The sequence below is a fragment of the Flavobacterium sp. YJ01 genome, assembly GCF_029320955.1.
In the GTDB taxonomy this organism is placed as follows: domain Bacteria; phylum Bacteroidota; class Bacteroidia; order Flavobacteriales; family Flavobacteriaceae; genus Flavobacterium.
On sequence record NZ_CP119757.1, the window covers coordinates 3,603,653 to 3,629,246 of the forward strand.

Sequence of the window (25,594 nt, forward strand, 5' to 3'; positions counted from 1 at the left end):
CGTTATATATTTTTTAAAATGAAATATCCATATATAGAAATTGCAGGTCGAAAAATTGGACCAGATTACCCACCTTTGGTTATTGCTGAAATCGGAATTAATCATGAAGGTTCTCTTCAAGTTGCTAAAGAGATGGTAGACGCTGCTCAAAGAGCGGGAGTTGAGGTTGTAAAGCACCAAACACATATTGTTGAAGATGAAATGACTGGAGCTGCAAAAAAAGTAATTCCTGGCAATGCAGATGTTTCTATTTATGAGATAATGGAACGTTGTTCACTGAATGAAGCTGAAGAATTAGAACTTAAAAATTATGTAGAAAGCAAAGGAATGATTTTTATTTCGACACCTTTTTCTCGTGCTGCAGCCGAAAGATTAAAGAAGTTTGATATTCCAGCTTACAAAATTGGATCGGGAGAATGTAATAATTACCCGCTTCTAGAACATATTGCCTCTTTTGGAAAACCTGTAATTTTAAGTACAGGAATGAATACGATTGAAAGTATTCAAAAAGCGGTGGCTGTTTTTGATAAATATAATGTTCCTGTAGCTTTATTGCACACAACAAACTTATATCCAACTCCAATTCATTTGGTTCGTTTTGGAGCTATGGTCGAATTGCATCAAGCTTTTCCAAATAAAGTTTTTGGTTTAAGCGATCACACGTTAAATAATAATGCTTGTTTAGGAGCTGTTGCTTTGGGTGCAAGCATTTTAGAAAGACATTTTACAGATCATATGCAGCGTACAGGTCCAGATATTGTGTGCAGTATGGATGAAAATGCTTGTCGCGAATTAATTATTTCGAGTGTTGAAATTGCGCAAATGCGTGGCGGATCAAAAAAACCAGCAGATGAAGAACAGGTAACAATCGACTTTGCTTTTGCAACAGTTTGTTCGATTGCTCCAATTAAAAAAGGCGAAACTTTTACAAAGAAAAATATTTGGGTAAAAAGACCTGGAACAGGAAAAATCTTGGCGGAAAGTTTTAATGACATAATTGGTAAATCAGCAACAAGAGATATTGAAAATGATGAACAATTAATTTGGGAAGATATTCAGTAAGCTATCAATGAAAAAAATCCTTTTCTTAACAGGAACCCGAGCCGACTTCGGAAAAATAAAATCATTAATCTCAATTCTTGAAAAACAAAAAGAATTTGAGGTTTTTGTTTTTGTTACCGGTATGCATTTGCAAGAAGAATACGGTTATACCTTAATAGAAATCGAGCGATGTAATTTTAAGAACATTCATACTTTCGTTAATCATACCCACGAAACGACAATGGATTTGACTCTGGCTAAAACTATTGAAGGATTTTCTGCTTATTGCAATACTGTAAAACCTGATATGATAGTGGTGCATGGGGATCGGGTAGAAACTCTTGCAGGTGCTATTGTAGGATCACTAAATAATATTTTGGTTACTCATATAGAAGGAGGCGAAGTATCTGGAACGGTAGATGAATTAATTAGACATAGTGTTAGTAAATTGAGTCATATTCATTTTGTCTCAAACCAAGAAGCTGCAAAAAGATTAATTCAAATGGGGGAAGTAAAAGAATCTGTATTTACCATTGGTTCGCCAGATATAGATATAATGTTTTCCGATAAGTTGCCAGATTTAAATACTGTTAAAGAATATTATAAAATTCCTTTCGAAAACTTTTCTATAGTTATGTTTCATCCCGTTACTACAGAGATCGAAAACATGAAACAGTATGCAGAAAACTTTGTCCATGCTTTACTAAAAGACAACCACAATTATATTGTTATTTATCCTAACAATGATTTAGGAAGTCGATTTGTTTTAGATAGTTATGATAAACTAAAATCAAATGAACGATTTAGAGTTTTTCCTTCTCTTCGATTTGAATATTTTCTAACACTTTTAAAAAATAGCCAATTCATTATAGGAAATAGTAGTGCCGGAATTCGAGAAGCTCCCTATTATGGAATTCCAATTATTAATATTGGTACCAGGCAGCAAAACAGAGCAATTCATGCCGATATCATAAATGTCGATTATTCTGAAAAACAAATCGCAGAAGCACTTTCCATAATCGATTCTCATAAAGTACAAAAATCAGATGATGATTTTGGGCAGGGAAATAGTGCAGAATTATTTCTTAGTTGTCTACAGAAATCGGATATCTGGCAGCTCAATCATCAGAAACAATTTAGAGACAGTTAATGCCTAATAAAAAAATTTTTATTCTTCTACCAGACGGAGTTGGACTCCGAAATTTTGCATTTTCTAATTTTTATAAAATAGGAATAGAAAAGAAATTTGATATTACCTACTGGAATAATACTCCATTTGATTTGACTAACTTAGGTTTTAATGAAGTTAAAATAAATGAAGCTAAATCGGATACTTTAACGGATAGTTATAAAAATGCAAGGAAGCACATAGAATTAAATCTAAACAAAAAAAGAGAAAATGATAATGTTTATGATACTTACCGTTTTCCTTTTTTATACAAAAGTATAAAGACTTCTCTTAAAAGTTATATTACAAGATTTTTGATTTTAGCTTACAATTCTGAAAAGGGATTAAAAAAAGTTAGAGATGTAATAAAAAATAGAGAGAAGAAAACAAATTTCTATAAGCAATGTATAGAAACCTTAAGAATTGAAAAACCAAATTTTGTATTTTGTACAAATCAAAGACCGGTATTAGCTATAGCACCAATACTTGCAGCAAAAGAACTTCAAATTCCGACAGGAACTTTTATATTCTCGTGGGATAATCTACCAAAGGCAACAATGGTAATTGAAACAGATTATTATTTTGTTTGGAGTGATCATATGAAATCTGAACTTCTTAAGTATTATTCTTATATAGAAGAAAAAAAAATATTTGTTGTCGGCACACCGCAATTTGAAAGTCATTTTGATAAAAGTATTCTTTCTGATAGAATTCAGTTTTTTAATGACTATAAATTAGATTTAGACAGGAAATATATCTGTTATTCAGGGGATGATATAACAACTTGTCCAGACGACTCTCAATATTTATCTGATGTCGCAGATGCAGTTAGAGAAATAAATAAAAGAGATAATAATACATCATTAGGAATTATTTTCAGACGCTGTCCAGTAGATTTTTCTGGTCGTTATGATGCTGTTTTGCAGAAAAACAGAGATTTGATTACTGCCGTTGATCCAATATGGAAAAAGATTGGCGAAGATTGGAATACTATTTTACCGACTAAAGAGGATGTGAAATTATTATCAAACACAATTTTTTACTCCGAAATGGTTATAAATCTTGGCTCATCAATGGTTTTTGATTCTGCTTGTTTTAAAAAGCCTTGTGCTTATTTAAACTACGATGTAAAAAATAAAATTGATGAATATTGGTCTGTTTCAAAAATTTATAAATATGTACATTTTCGTTCAATGCCTAATAAAAATGTAGTCGTTTGGTTGAACTCCTCAGATGAAATTGCAGATAAAATAAAGCAAACATTGAAACAATCTGATCAAACAGTAGAAAATGCACAAGAATGGTTCAAAATTATTAATGACCATCCAGCTGAAGAATCTTCAGACAGAATATGGGAAGCAATAACAGAAATTTTAAACTAATTTGTTAAAATTAAAATATTAATGTTTTTTAATTCTACAGCTTTTGCCATTTTTTTGCCAATCGTTTTTTTTCTGTATTGGTTTGTTTTCAATAAAAGCAAAAGTACCCAAAATGCTTTGTTAATTGTTGCGAGTTACTATTTCTATTCTTGTTGGGATTGGAGATTTTTATTCTTGCTAGTCTTTTCCACATTTTTAGATTATTTCACCGGAATACAAATCGAAAAAAGTGACTCTGATAAAAAACGAAAATTTTGGTTTTGGCTTAGTATCTTAGTCAATTTAGGTTTTCTGGGAATCTTTAAATATTATAATTTCTTTGCAAGTTCATTTGCAGAGATGTTCAATTCTTTCGGGTTTAAAGTAAGTCCGTTTTTGCTCAATGTTATTTTGCCGGTCGGAATTTCATTCTACACTTTTCATGGTTTATCATATGTAATTGATATTTATTATAAAAGAATAAAAGCAGAATATAATTTTATAGATTACTCTTTGTTTGTCAGTTACTTTCCTTTATTAGTTGCTGGGCCAATTGAGAGAGCAACACATTTATTGCCACAAGTAAAAATAAAACGTGAATTCAATTTAGAGAAAGCAAAAGAAGGTTTTCTACAGATTATTTGGGGACTATTTAAAAAAATAGTTATAGCAGATAACTGTGCTGTTTATGCTAATAATATCTTCGATCATTACACATCAATGGATTCGGTTTCTCTTATTATGGGGACTGTATATTTTGCTTTTCAAATTTATGGCGACTTTTCAGGATATTCAGATATAGCTTTAGGAGTATCTAAATTATTCGGTATTGATTTATTAAAAAACTTCAACTATCCCTACTTTTCAAGAGACATTGCTGAATTTTGGCGTCGTTGGCATATTTCGCTATCTTCTTGGTTTCGAGATTATGTTTATATTCCATTAGGTGGAAGCAAAGGCTCTAAAGCAATTCAAATAAGAAATGTTTTCATTATTTTTCTATTGAGTGGATTTTGGCATGGAGCCAATTGGACTTATATAGCTTGGGGAGCAATAAATGCATTTTATTTTTTACCCTTACTTTTAATAAAAACAAACCGAAATAATATGGAAGAAAAAGCTATTTCGTTTAATTTTTCTTCTTTAAAAATGATTTGCAATATTCTATTTACCTTCGGTCTTACCTGTATTGCTTGGATTTTTTTTAGATCTGAAAATATACATATGGCATTTGAATACATTAAAAGAATTACGCTCTTTTCTTTTGATCTAGATGGTTTAAAAGAACAGATAAGTTATATAATTATAATTATTTTGCCTTATTTAATTTTACTTGAGTGGAATAACAGAAAAAAAGAATGCCCTTTGTTTGATAGATATTCAGGAATTAAAACCATTACAACACTAATATTTATTTTGTTATTTGGACAATTTGATATTCAAAGTAAATTCATTTATTTTCAGTTCTAAATAGTGCTAATAAAATGAAATTTTTTCTCAAATATATTATCGGAATTGTTGCCATGACTTATATTGTTTCCTTCGGAATTCAATATTTGGCAGATTATGGTTTCCGAAATCTTAAAAATACGCAGTATAATGATTGGGATAATATAGTCAATGGGAGAATAAATAGTGATATTATTATTAATGGATCTTCTCGTGGATTTGTGGGTTACAATTCTCACATTATTGGAGACAATTTAAAAAGAGATTGTTTCAATATAAGTTTTAATGCAGGATGCTATAAATTACAGCAATACAAATTTGACACCTATATTAAAAGAAATAAGAAACCTAAGATTGTTATTCAAAATATTGATCTAGCACATTTTGGAGAAAATAAAGAACTTCCAGAAGTATCACAATTTTATCCTTTCGTTTACAATGAAGATATTAATTCTCTAGTGGGGAAATATGAAAATAAATTTAATTTATTTAAGATTATTCCATTGTTGAAATACAATCAGAGTTTTAAAATGCTTGAAGAAGGAATAGTAGCTAATTTTTCAAATTCAACAAAGAAAAATGCAACCACTTTTAAGGGCTATTGTCCGCAAGACCGAATTTTTAAAATAGATTATCATAATTTAAAAAAGATACCAGAAACTAAACTAAAGTTAGAAAATAAAAGAGAAATAGACATTTTGCACAAAATGATTTATTTTTATTTTTCGAGGTTAGATAAAGATTCAAAACTTATATTTGTCTGGATGCCTGAAAACAAAATGAGATTAAATAAAAGCTATGATCTGAAAAGAGAAACAATAGTTGAGGAGCTGTATTTGATGCAAAAAAAGTATAAAAATTTTATTTTCATTGATATGGCTTACGACGATATTTCAAATCATGATCAATATTATTATGATACATTTCACTTAAATGAAACTGGTGCAAATTTGTTTTCTAAAAAAGTTTCAGCAAAAATTAATGAACAATTAAATTAATTCATGTTTTTCAACTCTCTGGCTTTTGCCATTTTTTTGCCAATCGTTTTTTTTCTGTATTGGTTTGTTTTCAATAAAAATAAAAGCACACAAAATGCTTTGTTAATTGTTGCGAGTTACTATTTCTATTCTTGCTGGGATTGGAGATTTCTTTTTTTATTGGTTTTTTCCACATTTTTGGATTATTTCACCGGAATACAAATTGAAAAAAGTGATTCTGATAAAAAACGAAAATTTTGGTTTTGGCTTAGTATCTTGGTCAATTTAGGTTTTCTGGGAATCTTTAAATATTATAATTTCTTTGCAAGTTCATTTGCAGAGATGTTCAATTCTTTCGGGTTTAAAGTAAGTCCGTTTTTGCTCAATGTTATTTTGCCAGTCGGAATTTCATTCTACACTTTTCATGGTTTGTCTTATGTAATTGATATTTATTATAAAAGAATAAAAGCCGAATACAATTTTGTAGACTACTCTCTCTTCGTGAGTTATTTTCCTCTTTTAGTTGCAGGACCAATTGAAAGAGCAACGCATTTATTGCCAGAATTAAAAGTAAAACGCGAATTTAATTTAGAAAAGGCTAAAGAAGGTGTTTATCAAATTGTTTGGGGTTTAGTAAAAAAAGTGGTTATTGCAGACACTTGTGCGGTTTATGCAAATGCCATTTTTGATCATTATCCTTCAATGAATTCCTTTTCTTTGATTTTGGGAGCCATTTATTTTGCTTTCCAGATTTATGGAGACTTTTCAGGATATTCAGATATTGCACTTGGGGTTTCTAAATTATTTGGTTTAGATTTATTGAGAAATTTTAATTATCCCTATTTTTCAAGAGATATCGCAGAATTTTGGCGCCGTTGGCATATTTCACTTTCTTCTTGGTTTAGAGATTATTTATATATTCCGTTAGGAGGCAGTAAAGGCGGACTTTGGATGAAAATCAGAAATACTTTTATCATCTTTATCGTCAGCGGGTTTTGGCATGGAGCCAATTGGACTTACATCGTTTGGGGATTTATAAATGCCGTTTATTTTCTGCCATTATTATTATCCAACAGCAATAGAAACAATATAGATTCTGTTGTTTTAAAGTGGAATTTAGATTCTATAAAAGTATTATTTAGTATTCTAACGACTTTTGTATTAACTTGTATTGCTTGGGTATTTTTTAGAGCCAGAACAATTACAGATGCTATTTTATATTTGAAACGAATAATAACAGATAGAAACTTTGGGTTTCAATATTTAGAAAACGAAAGATATAATTATGAACTACTAGTGATGATTGGTTTATTTGTTTTAGTGGAATGGAATAATAGAACTAAAGTGGAACCAATTTCGGGGAAAAGAAGTATGCTGAAAATGGCATTAGCTATTATGGCTATAATTGCTTTCGGAACTTATTCAGATTACAAAGAGTTTATTTATTTCCAATTTTAATGAAAAAGTTTTTATTCTACATAATCAGTATTTTTCTGGTAACAATTTTAATTGCAGTTTTACTAGACGGCTTATACACTTATATTTTTATGCAATCAAAAAATCGCGGAAAAATCGAAGCGGTAGTAAATTCTGAAGCAAAAAAATATGATGTCGTTATTTTAGGATCTTCTAGAGCCAATAATCATTTTGTTTCTCAAATGTTTGAAGACAAAGGACTAAAAACATTTAATTACGGAATGAGCGGCGGACATTTATTTGAAGCTTCCTTAATGTTGAAATTGATGATAGAAAGAAAATACGAGATCAAAAATGTAATTCTGGAGGCAGATTTGAATTTATCAAACGAAAAAATGGCAGAAGGAATAGGATCTCTGTTTATTCCCTTTATTCATAATTCTACAATTATAAAAGATCATTTTAAGAATGAAAGTGATTTTAACGAGCTCTATTATATTCCATTTTATAGATATATAAAATACGATGGGAAAATAGGTATAAGAGAAGTTTTTTTTAGTGCTATTCATAAGAAAACAAATTCACAGGACAATTTGGGTTATTATCCATTAGAAAAGCACAAAAATGGCAATATGAAAAATAATATTGTTAATTTAAATCCGTTGCCTCACAATAAATATTATGAGGAAATTAAAAATATCTGTAAAAAAAACAATATCAATTTTATTGCTGTTATGACGCCAATGTGCGAAAATGTTGTGGGAATGAATTACTTTGATAAAGTAAAAAAAGCCTATCCAGAAATTTATAATTATGAAAACGTAGTAATCGAAGATAAATATTTTTCTTCTTGTGGACACATGACAGATGCTGGAGCAAGAATTTTTACAGCAAAAATTATAAAAGATTTTTTTAATAAATAAGATGAATATAGCATTTCTAACCTCAGAATACTCTCATTCTAAAGTTGCGCACGCAGCAGGAATAGGCACGAGTATAAAAAATTTAGCAATTGCACTGCAAAAGGAAGGAAATGTCATCACCATTTTTGTTTACGGACAATCTGTTCAAGAAATAATAGATGATAATGGAGTTAAAATTCATCTTATTAAAAATAAAAAATATCCCCTTTTAGGATGGTATTTGCATAGAAAACATATTCAGGAATACTGCAATGCTGTTATAAAAAAAGAAAAAATTGAAATTCTGGAAGCTCCAGACTGGACGGGCATTACGGCTTTCATGAAATTCGAAATTCCTCTAATAATTCGCTTCCATGGAAGTGATACTTATTTTTGTCATTTAGAAAATAGAAAACAAAAACTTAAAAATTTCTGGTTTGAGAAATTAGCGGTAAATAAAGCAAAAACGTTTATCGCACCAACAAAATTTGCAGGCGAAGTTTCAAAGAAACTTTTTAAAATAAATAACAAAGAGATTAAAACAATTCATTATGGATTAAATCTCGAAAATTTTGAAAATGATAAACCTTTAAAATTTGATAAAGATTTGATCTTGTACATAGGTACTTTAATCAGAAAAAAAGGAGTTCTGGAATTACCCGAAATTTTTAATAAAGTCAAAAATGATTTTCCAAATGCTAGACTTGTTTTAATAGGAGGCGATTCGTCTGATATAAAAACAGGTTCGAAATCAACATGGGAGCTTATGAAAACCTTGTTTAAGGAAGATTTAAATTCTGTAGATTATTTGGGTAAAATTCCATACAATGAAATTCAAGATTATATAAGAAAAGCAAATGTATGTGTGTTTCCTACCTTTGCAGAAACTTTAGGGATGGTTACAATCGAATCTATGGCTCTGCAAAAAGCAGTTGTAAATAGTAATATTGGTTGGGCACAAGAACTTATTATAGATGAAGAAAGCGGTTTTTTGGTTCATCCCTCAAATCATGAGCTGTATTCGGAAAGAATTAAACAATTGTTGTCTAATGAAACACTCGTTCTGGAGACAGGAAAAAATGCCAGAACAAGAGTCGAAGCAAAATTTGATATTAGTAGCCTTGTACTTGAAAATATTCATTTTTACCAAAAGACTTTAAACTTAAAATAGGAGTAAAGTGATCGTTGTTTTTCATCAAAATAATAAAGTTGTTGAAGTCGCATTTAAGGGACAGACTATCGAGTTTTCTCAAAAAAACATTGGAGAGAATTTGTTTCAAGTTGCCGAAAAATTCCCGAATGAACTTATAATTTGGTGTCGTTTAGATTTAAAATCAAATTTAAACCTCTCGAAATTTGAAGAAATTTTTCATCACAATAACATATTAGCTTCCTATGATGTATCGGCAAATTCTTTTTTATCAGATGCAATTGGCTATGTTGATGAATCAATTTTCCTAAATGTAAAAAAAGAGGTTAAGTATCCTACATGGATGATGAGCGGTGATGTAGGTGGAATTCATACTTCGGTATTAGAACTACTAAAAGGTAAAATCAAATTAGATTCAGATTTTGATTATTTTTTACATTCATTTGCTAAACTTGCAATATTGAATGGTCTTCTATGTTATTCAGAGCCATTATTGATAAAAGATTTTTCTACAATTTCACAAAGACATAAAAAAAATAATTTTTTAATGTTTCGGTTTGTAAAACAGCATTACAGAACAAGGTGGGTTTTTTTGTTGTTTTTAAATTTATTTTTATACGAAAAAAAACTACCTGTTTTTTCTCTATTGATTAGTCTGTTTTTTAAAAGAAGAAATTTAGAGCTCAATGCATTGGATAGATTAATTGCAAAGTCAAATAAGACAGTTAACGTTGCAAAAACTACTGATGTTATTATTCCGACAATTGGTCGAAAAAAATATCTTTATGATGTTTTAAAAGATTTGTCAAAGCAGACATATCTGCCAAAAAATGTAATTGTCATCGAACAAAATCCAGATTCAAATAGTGCTTCAGAGCTTGATTATTTGAATAATGAAGAATGGCCATTTTCTATAAAACATATTTTTACACATCAGGCAGGAGCTTGCAATGCAAGAAATTTAGGATTGAAAAACATTGAAAGTGAATGGATCTTTATGGCCGATGATGATATTAGAATTGAGCCTGTTTTTTTGGAGAAAGCTTTTCAAGTAATAGAAAAAGAAGGTTTTGAGCAAATAACTTTTGGCTGTTATGAACCTAATTATCTCGAAAGCAAAAAAGAAAAACACATGATTCAGTGGGATGGTTTTGGATCAGGATGTAGTATTGTTAGAGCTAAAAATTTGAAAAATATTTTCTATAATACTGGTTTTGAATTTGGTTATGGCGAAGACAGCGATTTTGGTGCTCAGTTAAGAAATTCCGGATTTGATATCTTATATTCGCCAAAGCCAGAAATAATTCATCTTAAAGCTCCAATAGGTGGTTTTAGAACTAAGCCAGTTTTAGCTTGGACAAAAGATATAATTCAGCCAAAACCATCACCTACCGTAATGTTGTACAAAAAAATGAATTTAAAAGAACAACAATTAAACGGTTATAAAACAGTTCTTTTTTTAAAGTTTTACAAACTTCAGAAAATTAAAAACCCAATAAAATATTTTTCAAATTTTAGTGAACAGTGGAAGTCTAGTGTATACTGGGCAGAAAAATTAAAATAATAATTTTTATTTAAAGAAAAATTGATAAAAACGATTTCAATAATTAGCTCTTTGAAAAAAGAAACTTGTGGTTTTGATTTTAATCATAAGCATAAGTTGATTATTGATATCATGAACAGAAATTTTACCGATATAAATTCTTTTGATATTGAAATCGTATTTGACGCACCAATTGTAGAATTTAGAAACAGCGATTATGCTTGGGTAAAATGCAATGAAAATAGAATTGGCAACGAATTTTGTCCTAAAATAATAAAATTACGAAGTGGACAATTGGTTCAGGCTAATATACATTCTGGAATTTGGGAGATAAATAAAAAAAAGCCTCATGTTTTGCTTTGGCGTTTCAATCCTAATTTTTCTGAACCAATTACTAATTATACAGGAAGCAATAATCGAAAGAGTATTGAGTCGTCAAGAAAGAATTTTCATTTCTCTGAAAATCCAGCACTTTTATTTCCTGAGAATTATGCTTTAGAATTTAGCCGATCTAAATATCCGTTTTCTGCTATAGCTTGTTTTACAGATCATTGCGATTTTGATACTGCCGAAAACTTAGCCCTTCAAAGAAAATTCTTCAAAGAAAATCATGTTAAGGTTACAAAAGGTTTTTTTCTTAATCATTTTTCAAAACGAGCTGATAATGCATCGTTTGAAAATGATAAAAAAGAACTTCTAAAATGGAAAAATGACGGACATGAACTATGTTACCATTCTCTTTCACAATCTATTAAAAGTGAAATGGAAAGCTTTAACGATTTTGAGCAATTTGTTCCGCCTTTAACGGATCTTAAAGTCTGGATTGATCATGGATATCAGCCTTATAATTTTTCTCTTCTGAAGAAAAATAATTTGACAAATGAAAAGTTTGGGAAAATTTTAGAAGATAAAAATATTAATGTTCTTTGGAATTATGTAGATTCTGGAACTTCTGCAAAAGGAGTTATAAATCAATTAAATAATATGCATTTTACTTTGGCAAGTTTTAAAAAAGGAAATAAAGATTTAGGTCTTGTCAAGAAAATGCAGCTTATGATTAAGAATATTATTTTTCATTATTATAATGATGAAAATATGATTCTGAAATATCAGAGTACGGCAGGAAATTTTAAGAAAATTGTTTTTCAGAAGAAAGTAAAGTTTCTTTTCCCCTTTGTAAAAAATATCCTTGCACTAGGAACATCTATTTTTAAGGTAATTTTGTTTTGGAAAAAGGTTAAAAATAAACCTTATAAATTAGCAAAATATTCGCCGATAGTTTTTAAAAATAGGATAGGAGATAAAGAGTTTTATATTTTTCAAACCTTAGAAATGCTTGATTTTAAAAGATCTTTATCAAAACAAAATATCAATGCATTAATAGCTGAAAAAGGTGTCTTTATAGCTCACACTTATTTTTCGGTTCCGATGGAATATCATCAAGGAAAATTGTTTGCTGATTCAAAAACGATAGATTTAGAAGTCTCGGAAAACTTTGGTTATCTAGGAAATAAAATCAAAAATAGAGAAATCTGGAATCCGACACTTACTGAACTAATACAATACTGGAAAGGTTTTGACAAAATAATTTTTGATATAGATTTGGATGGTAATATATTTGAAAAGAACAATATTCCATTGGAAATTAGAAAAGCAATTTAACCATAATGAATCATAAAATTAAAACCCTTTTATTTAAAACAATTGCTTTATTACCAAGTAAAGTAGACGATTTTTGCTACCATAAAATTCAAAGTTTTTTTGATAAGTCTACATTGGAAGATCGTTTGAATAGTGTAGAGTCTACATATTTTAGGCTTTCAAAAGTGTTGAAAGAGTTAAATATCGACTTGAAAGACAAAACTATTTTTGAGTTCGGATCCGGATGGTTTCCAAGCATGCCTTACTTTTTTAAATATAAGTTTAATGCAAAAGAAGTTCTCACTTTTGATATTAATAAACATTTTAAAAAAGAAACGGTTGTAGAACTGAACGATATTTTTTCTAAGAGGTACAATTGTAGTATAGAAATTAATTTGGGTAATAATTATAATCTTCCGTATGGAATTGAATATTTTCCTAATTATAATATTGTAGAGAATAATCTTCCAGTTGCTGATGTTGTCTTTTCGCGTTATGTTCTTTCTCATATGAAGGGAAAGGATGTTGAAACTTTACACAAGAAGATTAAAGAGGAGTATAAAAAAGGTACTTACGTCATTCATTTTATTTCACCGAGCGATTTAAGACAACATAGTGATCATAGTATTTCTGCTCAGGATTTTTTGAAATATAGTGAAGACCAGTGGAGTAATATTAGAACCAAATACGATTATCATAATCGATTAAGATTGCCGCAATTTTTGGAGATATTCAGAGAATATAACTATGAAATTGTTCATTTAGAATATGAAGCTTTAGATAAGAAATCAAAAAAATATGAGCTGTTTAAAAAAATTAAACTTCACGAAGATTATATCAAATATTCGGATGAAGAATTAATGGCTGGAAATATTTTCGTGATTTTAAAAGTTTAAATTGATGAATTTGTCACCTTCTTTCTCGTTAATTATCTGTACCTATATGCGACCTGAACCATTGCTAGATTTATTAAAATCGGTTCAGGAACAAACTTTATATCCTGATGAGATTTTAATTGTTGATGGTTCTCTAGACAATAAAACCGAAGTTATTTTAAAAGAAAATAATATAAAAAAATTAAAATATTTTTACGTAGAGGAGAAAGATCGAGGTTTAACAAGACAGCGAAACTATGGAATTTCAAAAGTAGATGCTAATTCGCAAATTGTATGTTTTCTGGATGATGATGTAGTATTGAAAAATAAATATTTTGAGTGTTTATTAAATACATATCAAGTTTTTCCCGATGCTCTGGGAGTTGGTGGTTATATAGACAATGAAACAAAATGGGAAAAAGTAGATCAAAATTACATTCCATCAATTAGAGAATTTTGCTTCGACGGTTGGAAACGAAAAGACGGAAGCCGATTTGTACTTCGAAAAAAAATAAATTTGGATAGTGACTGTCCACCAGGGTTTTCTCCAGGATTTTCTCATGGACGAAGCGTAGGTTTTTTGCCTCCAAGTGATAAAACATATCAAGTTGAGCAATTAATGGGAGGAGTATCATCTTTTAAAAAATCTATTTTCAAGACATTTTCATTTTCGACTTATTTTGAAGGTTACGGATTGTATGAAGATGCCGATTTTTCATTACGAGTTGCAAAACAAGGAAATTTGTACTTAAATACAGCGGCAAGATTGTCTCATTATCACGCTTCGTCTGGCAGACCAAATCAATATAAATACGGTAAAATGGTAGTGCGAAACGGTTGGTACGTATGGAGAGTAAAAAATCCAAATCCAAAATTTAATGATCGTTTTAAATGGAATGCGATTACTCTTTTACTTACAGCAATTCGATTTAGCAACATTCTAACAGAAAAAAATAAAAAAGTTCCATTAACTGAAGCATTTGGCAGAACTGTAGGCTGGTGGAGTTTGCTTTTTAATAAACCTAAAAAGAAGTAATGAAAAGTAAAGTATATATATATGGTTTATGTGATGTACATTACGATGCTTATTACATTGAAGGTATTAAAAAAGTTTACGGGAATTATAGATTTAATACATCAAAATTTCCGAAATTAAGGCAAGGTGCATTCGCATTTATAATAGAAAGTGAACAACATTCTAAGAAAGTAATTATTGATTCGACTGACAAACCGAATATTGAGGCAGAATTACTGCAATGGTGTGATGTTTATGGGAAAATAAATTACAATCAGAATTACATACCTTTAGGAAGTGCTAAGAAGATTATACCAATTGGACCAAGTTTCGGAATTAAAATTTGGAATCTTTTTAATGCATCTTATTTCCTGTTATTTAATTTTTTAAGATTTAGAAAGACAATTTTTAATAAGAGAGAATTTATTGCTAATTATTGGAGGCAGTATAAGAGATTTTATTTGAAAGATTATAAACCTTCACAATCTTCAAATAACCAAGTATTCTTTATGAATAGCATTTGGAAAAACGAAAAAGAAACTAATCTTAATAGAGCATTGTTTATAAAGACTTGTAAAGAGTTTGAAGAAATTAATTTTGAAGGAGGTTTTGCTGCAAGAGTAAATGGAGATAATTTAGGATACGATAGTTTAGTGTACTCACAAACAATACCTTTAAGAATTTATTTAAAGAAAATTAAAAACTCTATGGTAGTATTTAATACTCCCGCAGTTTTATCTTGTCATGGATGGAAACTTGGAGAATTTTTAGCTTTAGGAAAGGCAATTATCACAACAAATCATTATAATTTGTTGCCAGCAGAATTAAAAAATAATGAACATTTAGTCTATGCTAATGATGCTGATGAGATAAGAGACGCTCTTCACAAAATCAAGTCTAATATGCAATTTAAGAATAAATTAGAATCGCAAGCCAGAGCATATTTTGATGAATATTTAGCGCCACATTCGGTAATTGAAAAATTGACTAGTAAATAAATGAATTTTACGATAATTACACATGTTAATCATACTCAGCAAGCTAATAATTATTTTGGCTATGCTCCTTATGTTCATGAAATGAATATTTGGTTTAAATACGTTGATGAGGTAATTATTGTCGCTCCAATAAAAAAAGGTTTACCAACCGCTATTGAAAGTTCTTATAAACATGAGAAAATAGATTTTAGAAAAGTGCCTGATTTTAGCTTTACTACTTTTAGCAGAATATTCAGTTCGGTTTTGAAGTTGCCAATTATTTTTTGGAAAGTCTTTTTTGCAATGAAAGACGCAGATCACATCCATCTACGTTGCCCAGGAAATATGGGATTAATTGGCTGTTTTGTCCAGATTTTATTTCCGAATAAAATTAAAACAGCCAAATACGCTGGTAATTGGGATACTAAAAGTAAACAGCCTCTCACTTACAATATTCAAAAATGGATTTTAAGCAACACTTTTTTGACTCGAAATATGCAAGTGCTTGTTTATGGAAATTGGGAAAATCAATCTAAAAATATAAAACCATTTTTTACAGCAACTTATTCAGATTCAGAAAAAGAGGTTGTTGCTAAAACAAGTTTAAATTCAGTAATTAATTTTGTCTTTGTAGGAAGTTTGGTTTCTGGTAAGAATCCGTTGTATGCAATAAAGTTAGTTGAAAAATTAGCAAATAAAGGCAAATCGGTAATTTTAAATTTATATGGCGAGGGCGCAGAAAAAGAAAGTTTACAAAACTATATTCGAAAAAATAATTTGCAAGATTTTATCTTCCTTCATGGAAATAGAAATAAAGAAACAGTTAAGATTGCCTATCAGAAAAGTCATTTTATAATATTGCCATCAAAAAGTGAAGGCTGGCCAAAAGCTATTGCTGAAGGAATGTTTTGGGGATGCGTTCCATTGGCAACAAAAATTTCATGTGTTCCTTTTATGCTTGATTTCGGAAATAGAGGTGTTTTATTAGAAATGGATTTAAATCAAGACATTAATCAAATTGAAAACATAATTTCTGATGAGAATAATTTTAGAAACAAAAGTTTTCTCGCGCAAATTTGGTCTCAGCATTATACATTGGAACTTTTTGAAACAGAAATAAAAAAACTTTTGTTCAAATGAGAATTGTTCAAATTATAGATTCTTTAGAGACTGGAGGTGCAGAAAGAATGGCGGTTAATTACGCAAATTCGTTATCGAATGAGATTGCATTTTCGGGTTTAATTGCTACTCGAAAAGAGGGTTTGCTTCGAAATTATATCAATGAAAATGTTTCTTATTTATTTCTAGAAAAAAAATCAAGTTTCGATTTAAAAGCTGTTTTTCGATTAAAAAACTATTTAAAAAGTAATAAAGTTGACATAATTCAGGCGCATAGTTCTTCGTTTTTTATTGCTGTTTTGATTAAGTTTATAATGCCTAAAATTAAAATTATATGGCATGATCATTACGGAATTTCGCAAAATTTAGAATTAAGAAAAAATCTAATTCTCAAATGGAGTTCCTATTTTTTTTCAGGAATTATTTCTGTGAATTTATCACTTAAAAAATGGGCTGAAAATTATTTGAAATGCTCAGAAATAATTTATCTTCCTAATTTTATCCAGAAGTCAAATACAGTTGTAAAACCAGTAGAATTGAAAGGATTCGATGGGAAAAGAATTATTTGTGTTGCTAATTTACGTCCTCAAAAAAATCACGAATTATTAATTGAAGGCGCTTTTCAAATCCAGAAAAAATTTCCAGACTGGACTTTTCATTTAGTCGGAAAAGATTTTAATGACGCTTACAGCAAAGAATTAAGAAGTAAAGTAAATCAGCTGAAACTCAATGATACCATTTTCTTTTATGGAGCTTTAGATAATACTCAAAAGTTGCTTGAAAAATCTGAAATAGGAGTTTTAACATCACTTTCTGAGGGACTTCCGTTGGCTCTTCTCGAATATGGTTTGTCAGGATTGGCAGTCGTTGCAACAAGTGTAGGCGAGATTCCAAAAATAATTTATTCAGAAAATGAAGGTTTTATAATTGAACCAAATAATGTAAATCAATTAGTAAATTCAATCGAAAAACTAATCGAAGAGGAAGATTTGCGAAAAGAAAAAGGAAGCCGCCTAAAATCTTTTGTAGAACAAAATTTCAGCGAAAAATCAATTTTGAATGAGTATTTACAGTGGTTAAAATCTTTGACTACTTTTGCAAAGTAAATAAACGGATCAATGAAAAATACAAAATTCAGCTACTTAGCCTTAATCATTATTCATGCTTTAATAGCGATGGCTGTTTTTGTTGTTCCTTTTTTATCAAAAATTTATAGTGCATTAATTCTTATTATTGGTTTTGGCATCGTCTATCAGACAAGAAACAGAAATAACGAAGTTTTATTGGTGGCTGCATATTTAGTTGGAGCTGAGGTTTTTTTAAGAATGACAGGAGGTAATTTTAACAATGAATATGTGAAATTCGCAGTGACTTTCTTTATGTTAATGGGAATGTTCTACAGTAATTTCTTTAGTAACGGATTAATTTATTGTTTTTTCCTAGTTTTATTAGTTCCAGGTATCTTAATAACTACTGCTGTTTCAGATCCTTCTATAGACATAAAAAAAGCTTTGTTTTTCAATTTATCTGGACCTGTGTGTTTAGCCGTAACTTCCCTATATACAATTAAAAGAAACATTTTATTTTCTGATTTTCAAAATATCATAATCGCAATAGGTATGCCTATCATAACAACTACGGTATATTTGTTCTTATACAATCCTAGTGTAAAAGATGTGATAACGGGTACACAGTCAAATTTTGAGACTTCAGGAGGTTTTGGACCAAATCAAGTTTCAACTATTTTAGGTCTTGGAATGTTCGTTTTTTTTAGTCAGTTGATGTTATTTTCAAAATCAAAGAAACTAATTATTTTAAATGCATCTCTATTAATTTTTATAAGCTACAGAGCATTGGTGACTTTTTCAAGAGGTGGAGTTATTACAGGTGTAGCAATGATTTGCTGTCTGCTGTTTTTTTTGTATCACAGTTCAAACGGTAAAGGAAGAAGCAAGTTTGTTGTTATATTCGCAATGACCGCTTTAATAGGAGTTGGAGTTTGGACCTATTCTTATTTTCAAACTTCGGGATTAATTGAGAAAAGATATGCTAATAAAGACGCAATAGGAAGAGAAAAAAAAGATCGTTTAGGAGGAAGAGAGGTAATTATGGATGCCGAAATAAAACTATTTCTTAATGATCCAGTTTTGGGTGTTGGAGTTGGATTAAGCAAATACAAACGGTTAGAGTTAATGAAAGAAGAAGCAGCCTCGCATAATGAAATTACCAGAATGCTTTGCGAACATGGAATATTTGGGATTTTTGGCCTGTTAATATTGTTTGTCACTCCTTTTATACTTTATCTCAATAATAGGCAGCACTTATATTTTCTATCCTGTTTTATCTTTTGGTTATTAACCATAAATCACGCGGCAATGAGAACTGCTGCTCCAGCTTTCGTGTATGCGCTATGTTTGCTTTCTGTTAAAATTAAGATTCCTGAAAAAAAGCAAAATGCTGATAGCTAATCTCTTTTTTTACAATACATTTGTCTCAACCCAATCGATTTAAAAAATCCATATTACATGCCTACAGTAAGCAAAATGCATTTCGAAATTTCAGAAAGAAAAGTTCTTCTTTATCTTTTTGATGCGATATTTGTTTTTGCAGCTCTTTATTTTCTAAGCATTCTATTTGACTATCATTATTATGTTTTAGATGACGGAAGATATTTAAAATCTTTTTTGTTGGTTGCTTATATTTATATTTTTGGAAACATCTTCGAAATTTATAATTTGCAAACAGCAAGTAATCAATTTCAGATTTTACGAAACGTTGTTTTAACTTCAATAACTTCAGTAACAGTATATTTGCTTACTCCGGTTTTATCGCCAGAACTTCCTAAACAACGATTAATTATCATAATTTTTTATTTCGCTATCTTAAGTTCATTGTTAATATGGCGATTTTTTTATGTGTATTTTCTAGCCTCTTATCGTTTTGTTCAAAATGTAGTTTTAATTTGCGATCAGAGCGAGGTTGAAGAATTAGTTTTAGGACTCGAAAATGTTGATCCGCATTATAAAATTATAGGTTTTGTAAACTCAGATTCTTTAGCAGATCAAAATTTAGATTTTCATTATGTAAAAGAAATAAAAAAAGAAGATTTAGAACTTTTTGTTATTACACATAATGTTTCGGAGATTGTTATTGCATCACAAAAAACAGACGGAATTACCACAGACCTGTATCAGCAATTGCTTCATTTGTTAGAAAACGGAAATATAATTCGAGAATATACACAAGTTTACGAAAGCAAAACGCAACGAATTCCAGTACAATATATCGGACGAGATTTTTATCGTTTTTTCCCATTTAGCAGAAGCAACAACAACAGGTTATATTTGTTATTGATTCGCATAATGGAGCTTTTCTTTTCTCTTTTCGGATTGATGATTTGCTTAGTTTTTATTCCAATAATTTTAATCGCCAACTACTTCGCAAATAAAGGAAGCCTCTTTTATACACAAGAGCGAATTGGCAAAAACGGCGTAGTTTTTAAAATTTATAAATTTAGAACCATGACAGCTAATTCAGAATCTGATGGAGCTGTTTTTGCAATGCATAATGATAAAAGAGTTACTCCTTTTGGTAAATTTATGCGAAAGTCAAGAATCGATGAACTACCTCAATTTATTAATGTTTTAAAGGGCGATATGGCAGTAATTGGGCCAAGACCTGAAAGACCTTTTTTTGTTGAAGAAATAGCAAGTGTAATGCCTCTTTATGAAACACGCCACGTAATCAAACCAGGACTTACAGGCTGGGCACAGGTAAATTATTCTTACGGAGAATCAATAGAAGAAAGCTTAATAAAACTTCAATACGATCTATATTACATCAAACATAGAAGTGTGTTTCTAGATTTGAGCATTACTTTAAAAACGATTACTACAGTTTTGTTTTATCGCGGTCAATAATTAAATTATAATAGGAATTGGTTTTTTATTTCTAATGGCTGTTCTAACTAATGCCACACCGCTTGTAATAATTAAGGGCAACGTAATAAAGAAGTGTGCTTTGTTAATTAAAAACAAAAAGTAAACCACTAAAAGAACAAAATTGATTAACGAAAATCGATATGTCCATAATTTGTTTTTGAAAGCAGAGAAAAGAAGTAAAACCAATAAAAGTGGACTGAAAAGTAAAACATTATAATTCATAGCCAGTTCTTGGTGAAAAGAATAAAATCCCATAATAACAAAGAATATTCCAATCAAAGATAAAATCAAAAAGTAGATTTTGTCAACACCTTTGCTTCTTGCGAAGATAACAAAGAGCAAAATAAATAGGTAAGTATAAATGTTATTCCACCAAGATGTTGGAGTTTCTTTAGTAAATTCTAGTAAGGTTTTGCTTTTTCCAGCCAATAGCTTATTTTGAAAAGCTGTTTTTTCTAAGCTGTTTTTCAATTCAAATGGAAGAAAAATTCTAGTTCCCATTTGATCTACTTTTGTTCCAAAAATAATACTTGTTCCTAATTGATCGTAAAAATGACCATTAAAATAAGGAAATAAAATAGAACGATACGTTTTATCGGTATCTTCTTTTTTAGTAATTACATTCTTTCCCAAAGATTTATTGATAACATCAACAACCATTGAAGTACAGTTTTTATCAATAAATTTATAAGTGTAATAACGTTCTTCAGAAGCTAAAACAGCATTTAATTCATCAAAAAGTTTTTGTTTTAAATCTTGCGGAATCAATAATTCTTGTTCAAAAATGCTTCTTTTCTCATATGTGTATTCATTGTAAAAATCTGTGTATGAGTGAACTGTAGCGAAATATTGTAAATCTCCTTTTGCAAATTTTAAAACGAAATTGGGTGTTCTGAAATCGAAAGTTCCGTAATTGTACACAACATCAAAATTGTTGCCTGGATCAGAAACTCTAAGGCCAGTATGTCCAAAGTAAGAATAGGTTTCGTTGCCAAGTCCACACGTAAGAACACTTATTTTAGCATCTTTAGATAAAGGTAAACTTTGGCTAAAACCAATGAAACTTAGCAAGAAGAATAAAATAAAAAGTGTTTTTTTGAAAATGACAGTTTTCATGATTTAATTTTTTTTTGAATTTTATGATTTAGAAAATTATCTAAAGATTCCTAAATCTACTTTTAGTGAAAAAATATTAGAATATAAGGCGGTGCTTTGGTTTCCTAAATCGGTCAAAGCGTAATCAATTTGTATGCCTTTATATCTAAAACCTAATCCGATATTGGGTTGGAAATTTAATTTTTCTGTATTATCTAATTGCGTTACATTCTGAAAATTTCCTACGCCAGCTCTCACAAAAACTAAATCAGTATAACCAAATTCAAACCCTAGAGCTGGATCTATACTTGCTACTTTTGATGAAATGATATCGTTGGTTTGTTCAAATCTCATATTTAAGTTTGCAGAGGTAACAAGACTGTAATCATTATGAAAATCAAATCGTTTAGAAACTCCTAATTGTGCTTTTGGCAACGTAATTTCTGTACTTTCTGGTAAAGTATTATTTTCTCCCGGAATTGCATTGGCGATTTTAGCATATTCCTCTTCATCAATATTCCACACATTATAAGTGGTTGTAATATCACGAAGCATTAATCCAAATTTCCAATCGTTTCTCTCAAACTGAAGTCCGATATCAAATCCAAATCCCCAAGAATTTGCAAATTTTCCAATTACTCTTCTAATAACTTTCGCATTAACGCCATATTGAAAACCATCAACAGGAAGTTTTCTGGCATACGAAAAAGTAAAACCGTAATCTGCTGTTGAAAAGAGACGAATTCTATTGTAGTCTATATTTCCTTGACTGTCGATTAATTGAGTGGTATCCATAATGTCGTCTACCCCAAAGCGAATCATCGAAATTCCCCAAGCGCTTCGGTCATCAATCGGACTAGCATAACCAATGTAGTCGTATTGTGCAATATTAGCAAAATAACTGGCATGCATTAAAGCAATTTGATGATCTTCTAGATTGGTTAAACCCGCAGGATTCCAGTAAACTGCATTTACATCATTTGTAGAAGCCGTAACTGCGCTCGACATTCCAAGTGCCGCGGCATCAACACCAATATTCATAAATTCATTCGAATATTTTCGAACAGTTTGTGCATATTGAGAAGTAAAACTCCAAAATAATATAAATGCTAAAAGTTTTTTCAAAAGCTCTTTTTTTACAGTCCTGAACAGTTTTTAAATTTTTATCAAAAATATAATATTTTACTCAGCTATTAAGTTCGTTTGTTCAAATATTCTGAAAGTCGGAATCAGAAATAAAAAACTATTAGAAAAACTCGTTTTGCATCGAGTTATTATGCTAAATTTGTTCTCTGCCATTATCAAAATTTCAAACTATGAATATTAAAAAGCACATCCCAAATCTAATCACATTAATTAATCTTTTCTGTGGTTGTGTAGCAATTGTTTTTGTCTCTAAAGGAGATTTTTTAATGGCTTTTTACATGGTTTGTTTAGGAATCTTTTTTGATTTCTTTGATGGATTTTTTGCAAGATTATTTAAAGTTTCTAGTCCGCTTGGATTACAATTAGACTCATTGGCAGATATGGTAACGAGCGGAGTTGTTCCAGGTTATGTTATGTACAGTATGTTTGCAAGAGGCGGCGATCAATTAGGAAATCAAGCAATTGTCCCTTTTTTAGGATTTATTATAACTTTAGGCGCTTGCTACAGATTAGCCAACTTTAATATTGATACTCGTCAGACCGATTCGTTTATAGGTTTGCCAACTCCTGCAAATGCTATTTTTATAATTAGCTTGCAAATAGTTCTAGATATGTATGCAGATTCTTCACTTTTAATTCTTGAATTATTGACGAATCAATGGGTTTTATTGATTATTACTTTGGGTAGTGCTTATATTATGAATGCTGAAATTCCGTTGTTTTCTTTAAAAGTTAAAAAGTTCAGCTTTAAAGAAAATGCACTTCAAATCGTGTTTTTAATTATTTCAGTATTAATGGTCGTATTGCTGCATTACATTGCAATTCCGTTGATTATTGTTTTTTATGTATTGCTTTCAATTATCAATAATCTCTTTTTGAAAAAGTAATTCAGTTTAATGGCAAGAAAAACAACTTACCGTAAAACGTATTCTAGAAAACCAGCTGGAAGATCACTTTTAAGCAGGGTTTTTCGAGGACTTTTGTTGCTATTCTTTTCGTGTTTATTTATCGGAATAATTTACCATTATCGTAAAGGACTTGCTTATTATTTAGGTTTTAAATCGGAAAAAGTTCTGGATGAAGATGAGGTAGATAAACATCTTTCGGATGTGCGAAATATTCGTGTTTTAGAAAATCATAAAGGAAAAGTGGTCGGAATTGACGTTTCTGAATTTCAAGGAAAAGTCGATTGGGAAGAAGTTGAAATTCTAGACGAAAAATATCCTGTACAATTTGTGTTTATTCGCGCAACAGCGGGAAATGATCGTGTTGATAGGCAATTTAAAAGAAATTGGGAAGGAGCAAAAGAAAATAAAATAATGCGTGGGGCTTATCATTATTATCGTCCCAACGAAAATTCTATAGAACAAGCAGATCTTTTTATTAAAACTGTAAAATTGCAAAAAGGAGATCTTCCGCCAGTTTTAGATATCGAAAAATTACCCAAAAATCAGCCTTTAGACAGTTTAAAAAAAGGTTTGAAACGTTGGTTGAATAAAGTTGAAAAACATTATCAGGTACGCCCAATAATTTATTCGGGAGAAAGATATTATTCTGATTTCTTAAAAGAAGAATTCGGAGATTATTTATTCTGGATTGCCAATTATAATTTTTACAGAGAAAAAATAGAAGATGACTGGCTGTTCTGGCAGTTTACAGAAAAAGCTTCTTTGCCGGGAATCAAACATCGTGTTGATGTTAACATTTATAACGGAGATATAGAACAGCTGCAGTTTATTGCCGTAGAATAGTGTTCAGAGCTAAAAAAAAAGTGTTCAGTGTTCGCTCTTTTAGATTTAAAAAAAATCAGTTTTTTAGGTTTCAGCCGAAAACTGAATACTAAAAAACTGACCACTATTTACTTTTCAAGAACTAATCACTAAAAAACTGACCACTTTTTTCTAAAATTCCAGTTTCTTTTTACGCAACTCGAAGTTTTGTCCAAGATAAACACGGCGAACCATTTCATCTTCAACCAATTCTTCTGGAACTCCAGCTTTCAGAATTCCTCCTTCAAACATTAGATATGTTTTATCGGTAATGGCCAAAGTTTCCTGAACGTTGTGATCGGTAATTAAGATTCCGATATTTTTATTTTTTAATTGCGCTACAATTCTCTGAATATCCTCAACCGCAACGGGATCAACTCCCGCAAAAGGTTCATCCAATAAAATGAATTTTGGATCAGTAGCCAAAGCGCGTGCAATTTCTGTACGACGACGCTCACCTCCAGAAAGTAAATCTCCTCGGTTCGTACGAATATGTTCTAAACTGAATTCTTCAATTAAACTTTCCATTTTAGCAATCTGTGCTTCTTTAGAGAGTTTCGTCAATTGCAAAACGCTTAAAATATTGTCTTCGATACTTAATTTTCTAAAAACAGAAGCTTCTTGCGCCAAATAGCCAATTCCTTGTTGGGCACGTTTGTACATCGGATAATCAGTAATATTCAAATCATCAAGGTAAATATTCCCTTGATTTGGTTTTACTAATCCAACAATCATATAAAAAGACGTTGTTTTTCCAGCTCCATTAGGTCCCAAAAGTCCCACAATTTCTCCTTGATTTACTTCGACAGAAATTCCTTTTACAACACTACGTCCTTTATATGTTTTGATTAAATTATCGGCTCTTAGCTTCATTTTTTTTAATTAGATAATGGTCAATTTGATAATGAGATAATTATATCTCGCTTTGGCAAAATAAATGAAAATAAATCAACGAGATAAATGAATTAACATATTGTCAAGAAATTATCTAATTGACTAATTATCAAAT

General features: G+C 30.1%; 22 protein-coding genes. 19 read left to right on the forward strand and 3 right to left on the reverse strand.

Features of this window, described 5'->3' with window-relative positions; translation table 11 throughout:
• Positions 1-18 precede the first annotated feature (18 nt).
• Genes neuB through P0R33_RS15905 form a run of 17 tightly spaced genes read left to right on the forward strand, consistent with a single transcriptional unit; the run spans position 19 to position 20,554 of the window.
• Positions 19-1,062, forward strand: a complete 1,044-nt coding sequence (gene neuB / locus P0R33_RS15825) for an N-acetylneuraminate synthase (protein ID WP_276172122.1) — start codon at positions 19-21, stop codon at positions 1,060-1,062.
• Between the two features lie 7 nt (positions 1,063-1,069).
• Positions 1,070-2,191 (forward strand): UDP-N-acetylglucosamine 2-epimerase, encoded by a 1,122-nt coding sequence (gene neuC, locus P0R33_RS15830; protein WP_276172123.1) that lies wholly within the window; start codon positions 1,070-1,072, stop codon positions 2,189-2,191.
• Complete coding sequence (locus P0R33_RS15835) at positions 2,191-3,591, forward strand: UDP-glycosyltransferase (protein ID WP_276172125.1); 1,401 nt, start codon at positions 2,191-2,193, stop codon at positions 3,589-3,591. Before neuC ends, P0R33_RS15835 begins: the two co-directional genes overlap by 1 nt.
• A 21-nt stretch (positions 3,592-3,612) precedes the next feature.
• Positions 3,613-5,040, forward strand: a complete 1,428-nt coding sequence (locus tag P0R33_RS15840) for an MBOAT family O-acyltransferase (protein ID WP_276172126.1) — start codon at positions 3,613-3,615, stop codon at positions 5,038-5,040.
• Positions 5,041-5,054: 14 nt separating this feature from the next.
• On the forward strand, positions 5,055-6,017 hold the full coding sequence (locus P0R33_RS15845) for a hypothetical protein (protein WP_276172127.1): 963 nt from the start codon (positions 5,055-5,057) through the stop codon (positions 6,015-6,017).
• 3 nt (positions 6,018-6,020) lie between these two features.
• Positions 6,021-7,454: an MBOAT family O-acyltransferase gene (locus P0R33_RS15850; protein WP_276172129.1), complete on the forward strand. Its 1,434-nt coding sequence runs from the start codon at positions 6,021-6,023 to the stop codon at positions 7,452-7,454.
• Positions 7,454-8,335: a hypothetical protein gene (locus P0R33_RS15855; protein WP_276172131.1), complete on the forward strand. Its 882-nt coding sequence runs from the start codon at positions 7,454-7,456 to the stop codon at positions 8,333-8,335. Before P0R33_RS15850 ends, P0R33_RS15855 begins: the two co-directional genes overlap by 1 nt.
• Before the next feature lies 1 nt (position 8,336).
• A complete protein-coding gene (locus P0R33_RS15860) occupies positions 8,337-9,485 on the forward strand; it encodes a glycosyltransferase family 4 protein (protein ID WP_276172133.1) in 1,149 nt (382 codons plus the stop codon).
• A 7-nt stretch (positions 9,486-9,492) separates the two neighbouring features.
• The gene (locus P0R33_RS15865; protein ID WP_276172135.1) at positions 9,493-11,028 is read left to right on the forward strand and encodes a glycosyltransferase family A protein; all 1,536 of its coding nucleotides are present in this window, start codon (positions 9,493-9,495) and stop codon (positions 11,026-11,028) included.
• 51 nt (positions 11,029-11,079) lie between these two features.
• Positions 11,080-12,669 carry a hypothetical protein gene (locus P0R33_RS15870; protein WP_276172136.1) on the forward strand — a complete coding sequence of 530 codons (1,590 nt, stop codon included), beginning with the start codon at positions 11,080-11,082 and terminating at the stop codon, positions 12,667-12,669.
• A gap of 5 nt (positions 12,670-12,674) precedes the next feature.
• Positions 12,675-13,544: a hypothetical protein gene (locus P0R33_RS15875; protein WP_276172138.1), complete on the forward strand. Its 870-nt coding sequence runs from the start codon at positions 12,675-12,677 to the stop codon at positions 13,542-13,544.
• Between the two features lie 4 nt (positions 13,545-13,548).
• Complete coding sequence (locus P0R33_RS15880; RefSeq protein WP_276172140.1) at positions 13,549-14,559, forward strand: glycosyltransferase; 1,011 nt, start codon at positions 13,549-13,551, stop codon at positions 14,557-14,559.
• On the forward strand, positions 14,559-15,536 hold the full coding sequence (locus tag P0R33_RS15885) for a hypothetical protein (protein WP_276172142.1): 978 nt from the start codon (positions 14,559-14,561) through the stop codon (positions 15,534-15,536). Before P0R33_RS15880 ends, P0R33_RS15885 begins: the two co-directional genes overlap by 1 nt.
• A complete protein-coding gene (locus P0R33_RS15890) occupies positions 15,537-16,655 on the forward strand; it encodes a glycosyltransferase (RefSeq protein ID WP_276172144.1) in 1,119 nt (372 codons plus the stop codon).
• Complete coding sequence (locus P0R33_RS15895; protein ID WP_276172146.1) at positions 16,652-17,740, forward strand: glycosyltransferase; 1,089 nt, start codon at positions 16,652-16,654, stop codon at positions 17,738-17,740. Before P0R33_RS15890 ends, P0R33_RS15895 begins: the two co-directional genes overlap by 4 nt.
• A 12-nt stretch (positions 17,741-17,752) precedes the next feature.
• Positions 17,753-19,102, forward strand: coding sequence for an O-antigen ligase family protein (locus tag P0R33_RS15900; protein ID WP_276172148.1), 1,350 nt, complete (start codon positions 17,753-17,755; stop codon positions 19,100-19,102).
• A 57-nt stretch (positions 19,103-19,159) separates the two neighbouring features.
• Complete coding sequence (locus P0R33_RS15905) at positions 19,160-20,554, forward strand: sugar transferase (RefSeq protein ID WP_276172150.1); 1,395 nt, start codon at positions 19,160-19,162, stop codon at positions 20,552-20,554.
• Here the strand turns inward: P0R33_RS15905 and P0R33_RS15910 are convergent, their stop codons facing one another.
• Together P0R33_RS15910 and P0R33_RS15915 are read right to left on the reverse strand one after the other, a co-directional pair.
• Positions 20,555-21,691 (reverse strand): DUF4105 domain-containing protein, encoded by a 1,137-nt coding sequence (locus tag P0R33_RS15910; protein ID WP_276172152.1) that lies wholly within the window; start codon positions 21,689-21,691, stop codon positions 20,555-20,557.
• Between the two features lie 36 nt (positions 21,692-21,727).
• Positions 21,728-22,711: a PorV/PorQ family protein gene (locus P0R33_RS15915; RefSeq protein WP_276175664.1), complete on the reverse strand. Its 984-nt coding sequence runs from the start codon at positions 22,709-22,711 to the stop codon at positions 21,728-21,730.
• Between the two features lie 275 nt (positions 22,712-22,986).
• Between P0R33_RS15915 and P0R33_RS15920 the strand changes: the two genes are divergently transcribed.
• Together P0R33_RS15920 and P0R33_RS15925 are read left to right on the forward strand one after the other, a co-directional pair.
• Positions 22,987-23,703, forward strand: coding sequence for a CDP-alcohol phosphatidyltransferase family protein (locus P0R33_RS15920; RefSeq protein ID WP_276172154.1), 717 nt, complete (start codon positions 22,987-22,989; stop codon positions 23,701-23,703).
• A gap of 9 nt (positions 23,704-23,712) precedes the next feature.
• The gene (locus P0R33_RS15925) at positions 23,713-24,567 is read left to right on the forward strand and encodes a glycoside hydrolase family 25 protein (protein WP_276172156.1); all 855 of its coding nucleotides are present in this window, start codon (positions 23,713-23,715) and stop codon (positions 24,565-24,567) included.
• Positions 24,568-24,717: 150 nt separating this feature from the next.
• Here P0R33_RS15925 and lptB read toward each other — a convergent pair whose 3' ends face one another.
• Complete coding sequence (gene lptB / locus P0R33_RS15930) at positions 24,718-25,458, reverse strand: LPS export ABC transporter ATP-binding protein (RefSeq protein ID WP_012022391.1); 741 nt, start codon at positions 25,456-25,458, stop codon at positions 24,718-24,720.
• Positions 25,459-25,594: the final 136 nt, after the last annotated feature.

Coding starts and splice junctions, on each gene's coding strand:
- neuB (WP_276172122.1), top strand. CDS start 19: ATGAAATATCCATATATAGAAATTGCAGGTCGAAAAATTGGACCAGAT.
- neuC (WP_276172123.1), top strand. CDS start 1,070: ATGAAAAAAATCCTTTTCTTAACAGGAACCCGAGCCGACTTCGGAAAA.
- P0R33_RS15835 (WP_276172125.1), top strand. CDS start 2,191: ATGCCTAATAAAAAAATTTTTATTCTTCTACCAGACGGAGTTGGACTC.
- P0R33_RS15840 (WP_276172126.1), top strand. CDS start 3,613: ATGTTTTTTAATTCTACAGCTTTTGCCATTTTTTTGCCAATCGTTTTT.
- P0R33_RS15845 (WP_276172127.1), top strand. CDS start 5,055: ATGAAATTTTTTCTCAAATATATTATCGGAATTGTTGCCATGACTTAT.
- P0R33_RS15850 (WP_276172129.1), top strand. CDS start 6,021: ATGTTTTTCAACTCTCTGGCTTTTGCCATTTTTTTGCCAATCGTTTTT.
- P0R33_RS15855 (WP_276172131.1), top strand. CDS start 7,454: ATGAAAAAGTTTTTATTCTACATAATCAGTATTTTTCTGGTAACAATT.
- P0R33_RS15860 (WP_276172133.1), top strand. CDS start 8,337: ATGAATATAGCATTTCTAACCTCAGAATACTCTCATTCTAAAGTTGCG.
- P0R33_RS15875 (WP_276172138.1), top strand. CDS start 12,675: ATGAATCATAAAATTAAAACCCTTTTATTTAAAACAATTGCTTTATTA.
- P0R33_RS15880 (WP_276172140.1), top strand. CDS start 13,549: ATGAATTTGTCACCTTCTTTCTCGTTAATTATCTGTACCTATATGCGA.
- P0R33_RS15885 (WP_276172142.1), top strand. CDS start 14,559: ATGAAAAGTAAAGTATATATATATGGTTTATGTGATGTACATTACGAT.
- P0R33_RS15890 (WP_276172144.1), top strand. CDS start 15,537: ATGAATTTTACGATAATTACACATGTTAATCATACTCAGCAAGCTAAT.
- P0R33_RS15895 (WP_276172146.1), top strand. CDS start 16,652: ATGAGAATTGTTCAAATTATAGATTCTTTAGAGACTGGAGGTGCAGAA.
- P0R33_RS15900 (WP_276172148.1), top strand. CDS start 17,753: ATGAAAAATACAAAATTCAGCTACTTAGCCTTAATCATTATTCATGCT.
- P0R33_RS15905 (WP_276172150.1), top strand. CDS start 19,160: ATGCCTACAGTAAGCAAAATGCATTTCGAAATTTCAGAAAGAAAAGTT.
- P0R33_RS15910 (WP_276172152.1), bottom strand. CDS start 21,691: ATGAAAACTGTCATTTTCAAAAAAACACTTTTTATTTTATTCTTCTTG.
- P0R33_RS15915 (WP_276175664.1), bottom strand. CDS start 22,711: ATGAATATTGGTGTTGATGCCGCGGCACTTGGAATGTCGAGCGCAGTT.
- P0R33_RS15920 (WP_276172154.1), top strand. CDS start 22,987: ATGAATATTAAAAAGCACATCCCAAATCTAATCACATTAATTAATCTT.
- P0R33_RS15925 (WP_276172156.1), top strand. CDS start 23,713: ATGGCAAGAAAAACAACTTACCGTAAAACGTATTCTAGAAAACCAGCT.
- lptB (WP_012022391.1), bottom strand. CDS start 25,458: ATGAAGCTAAGAGCCGATAATTTAATCAAAACATATAAAGGACGTAGT.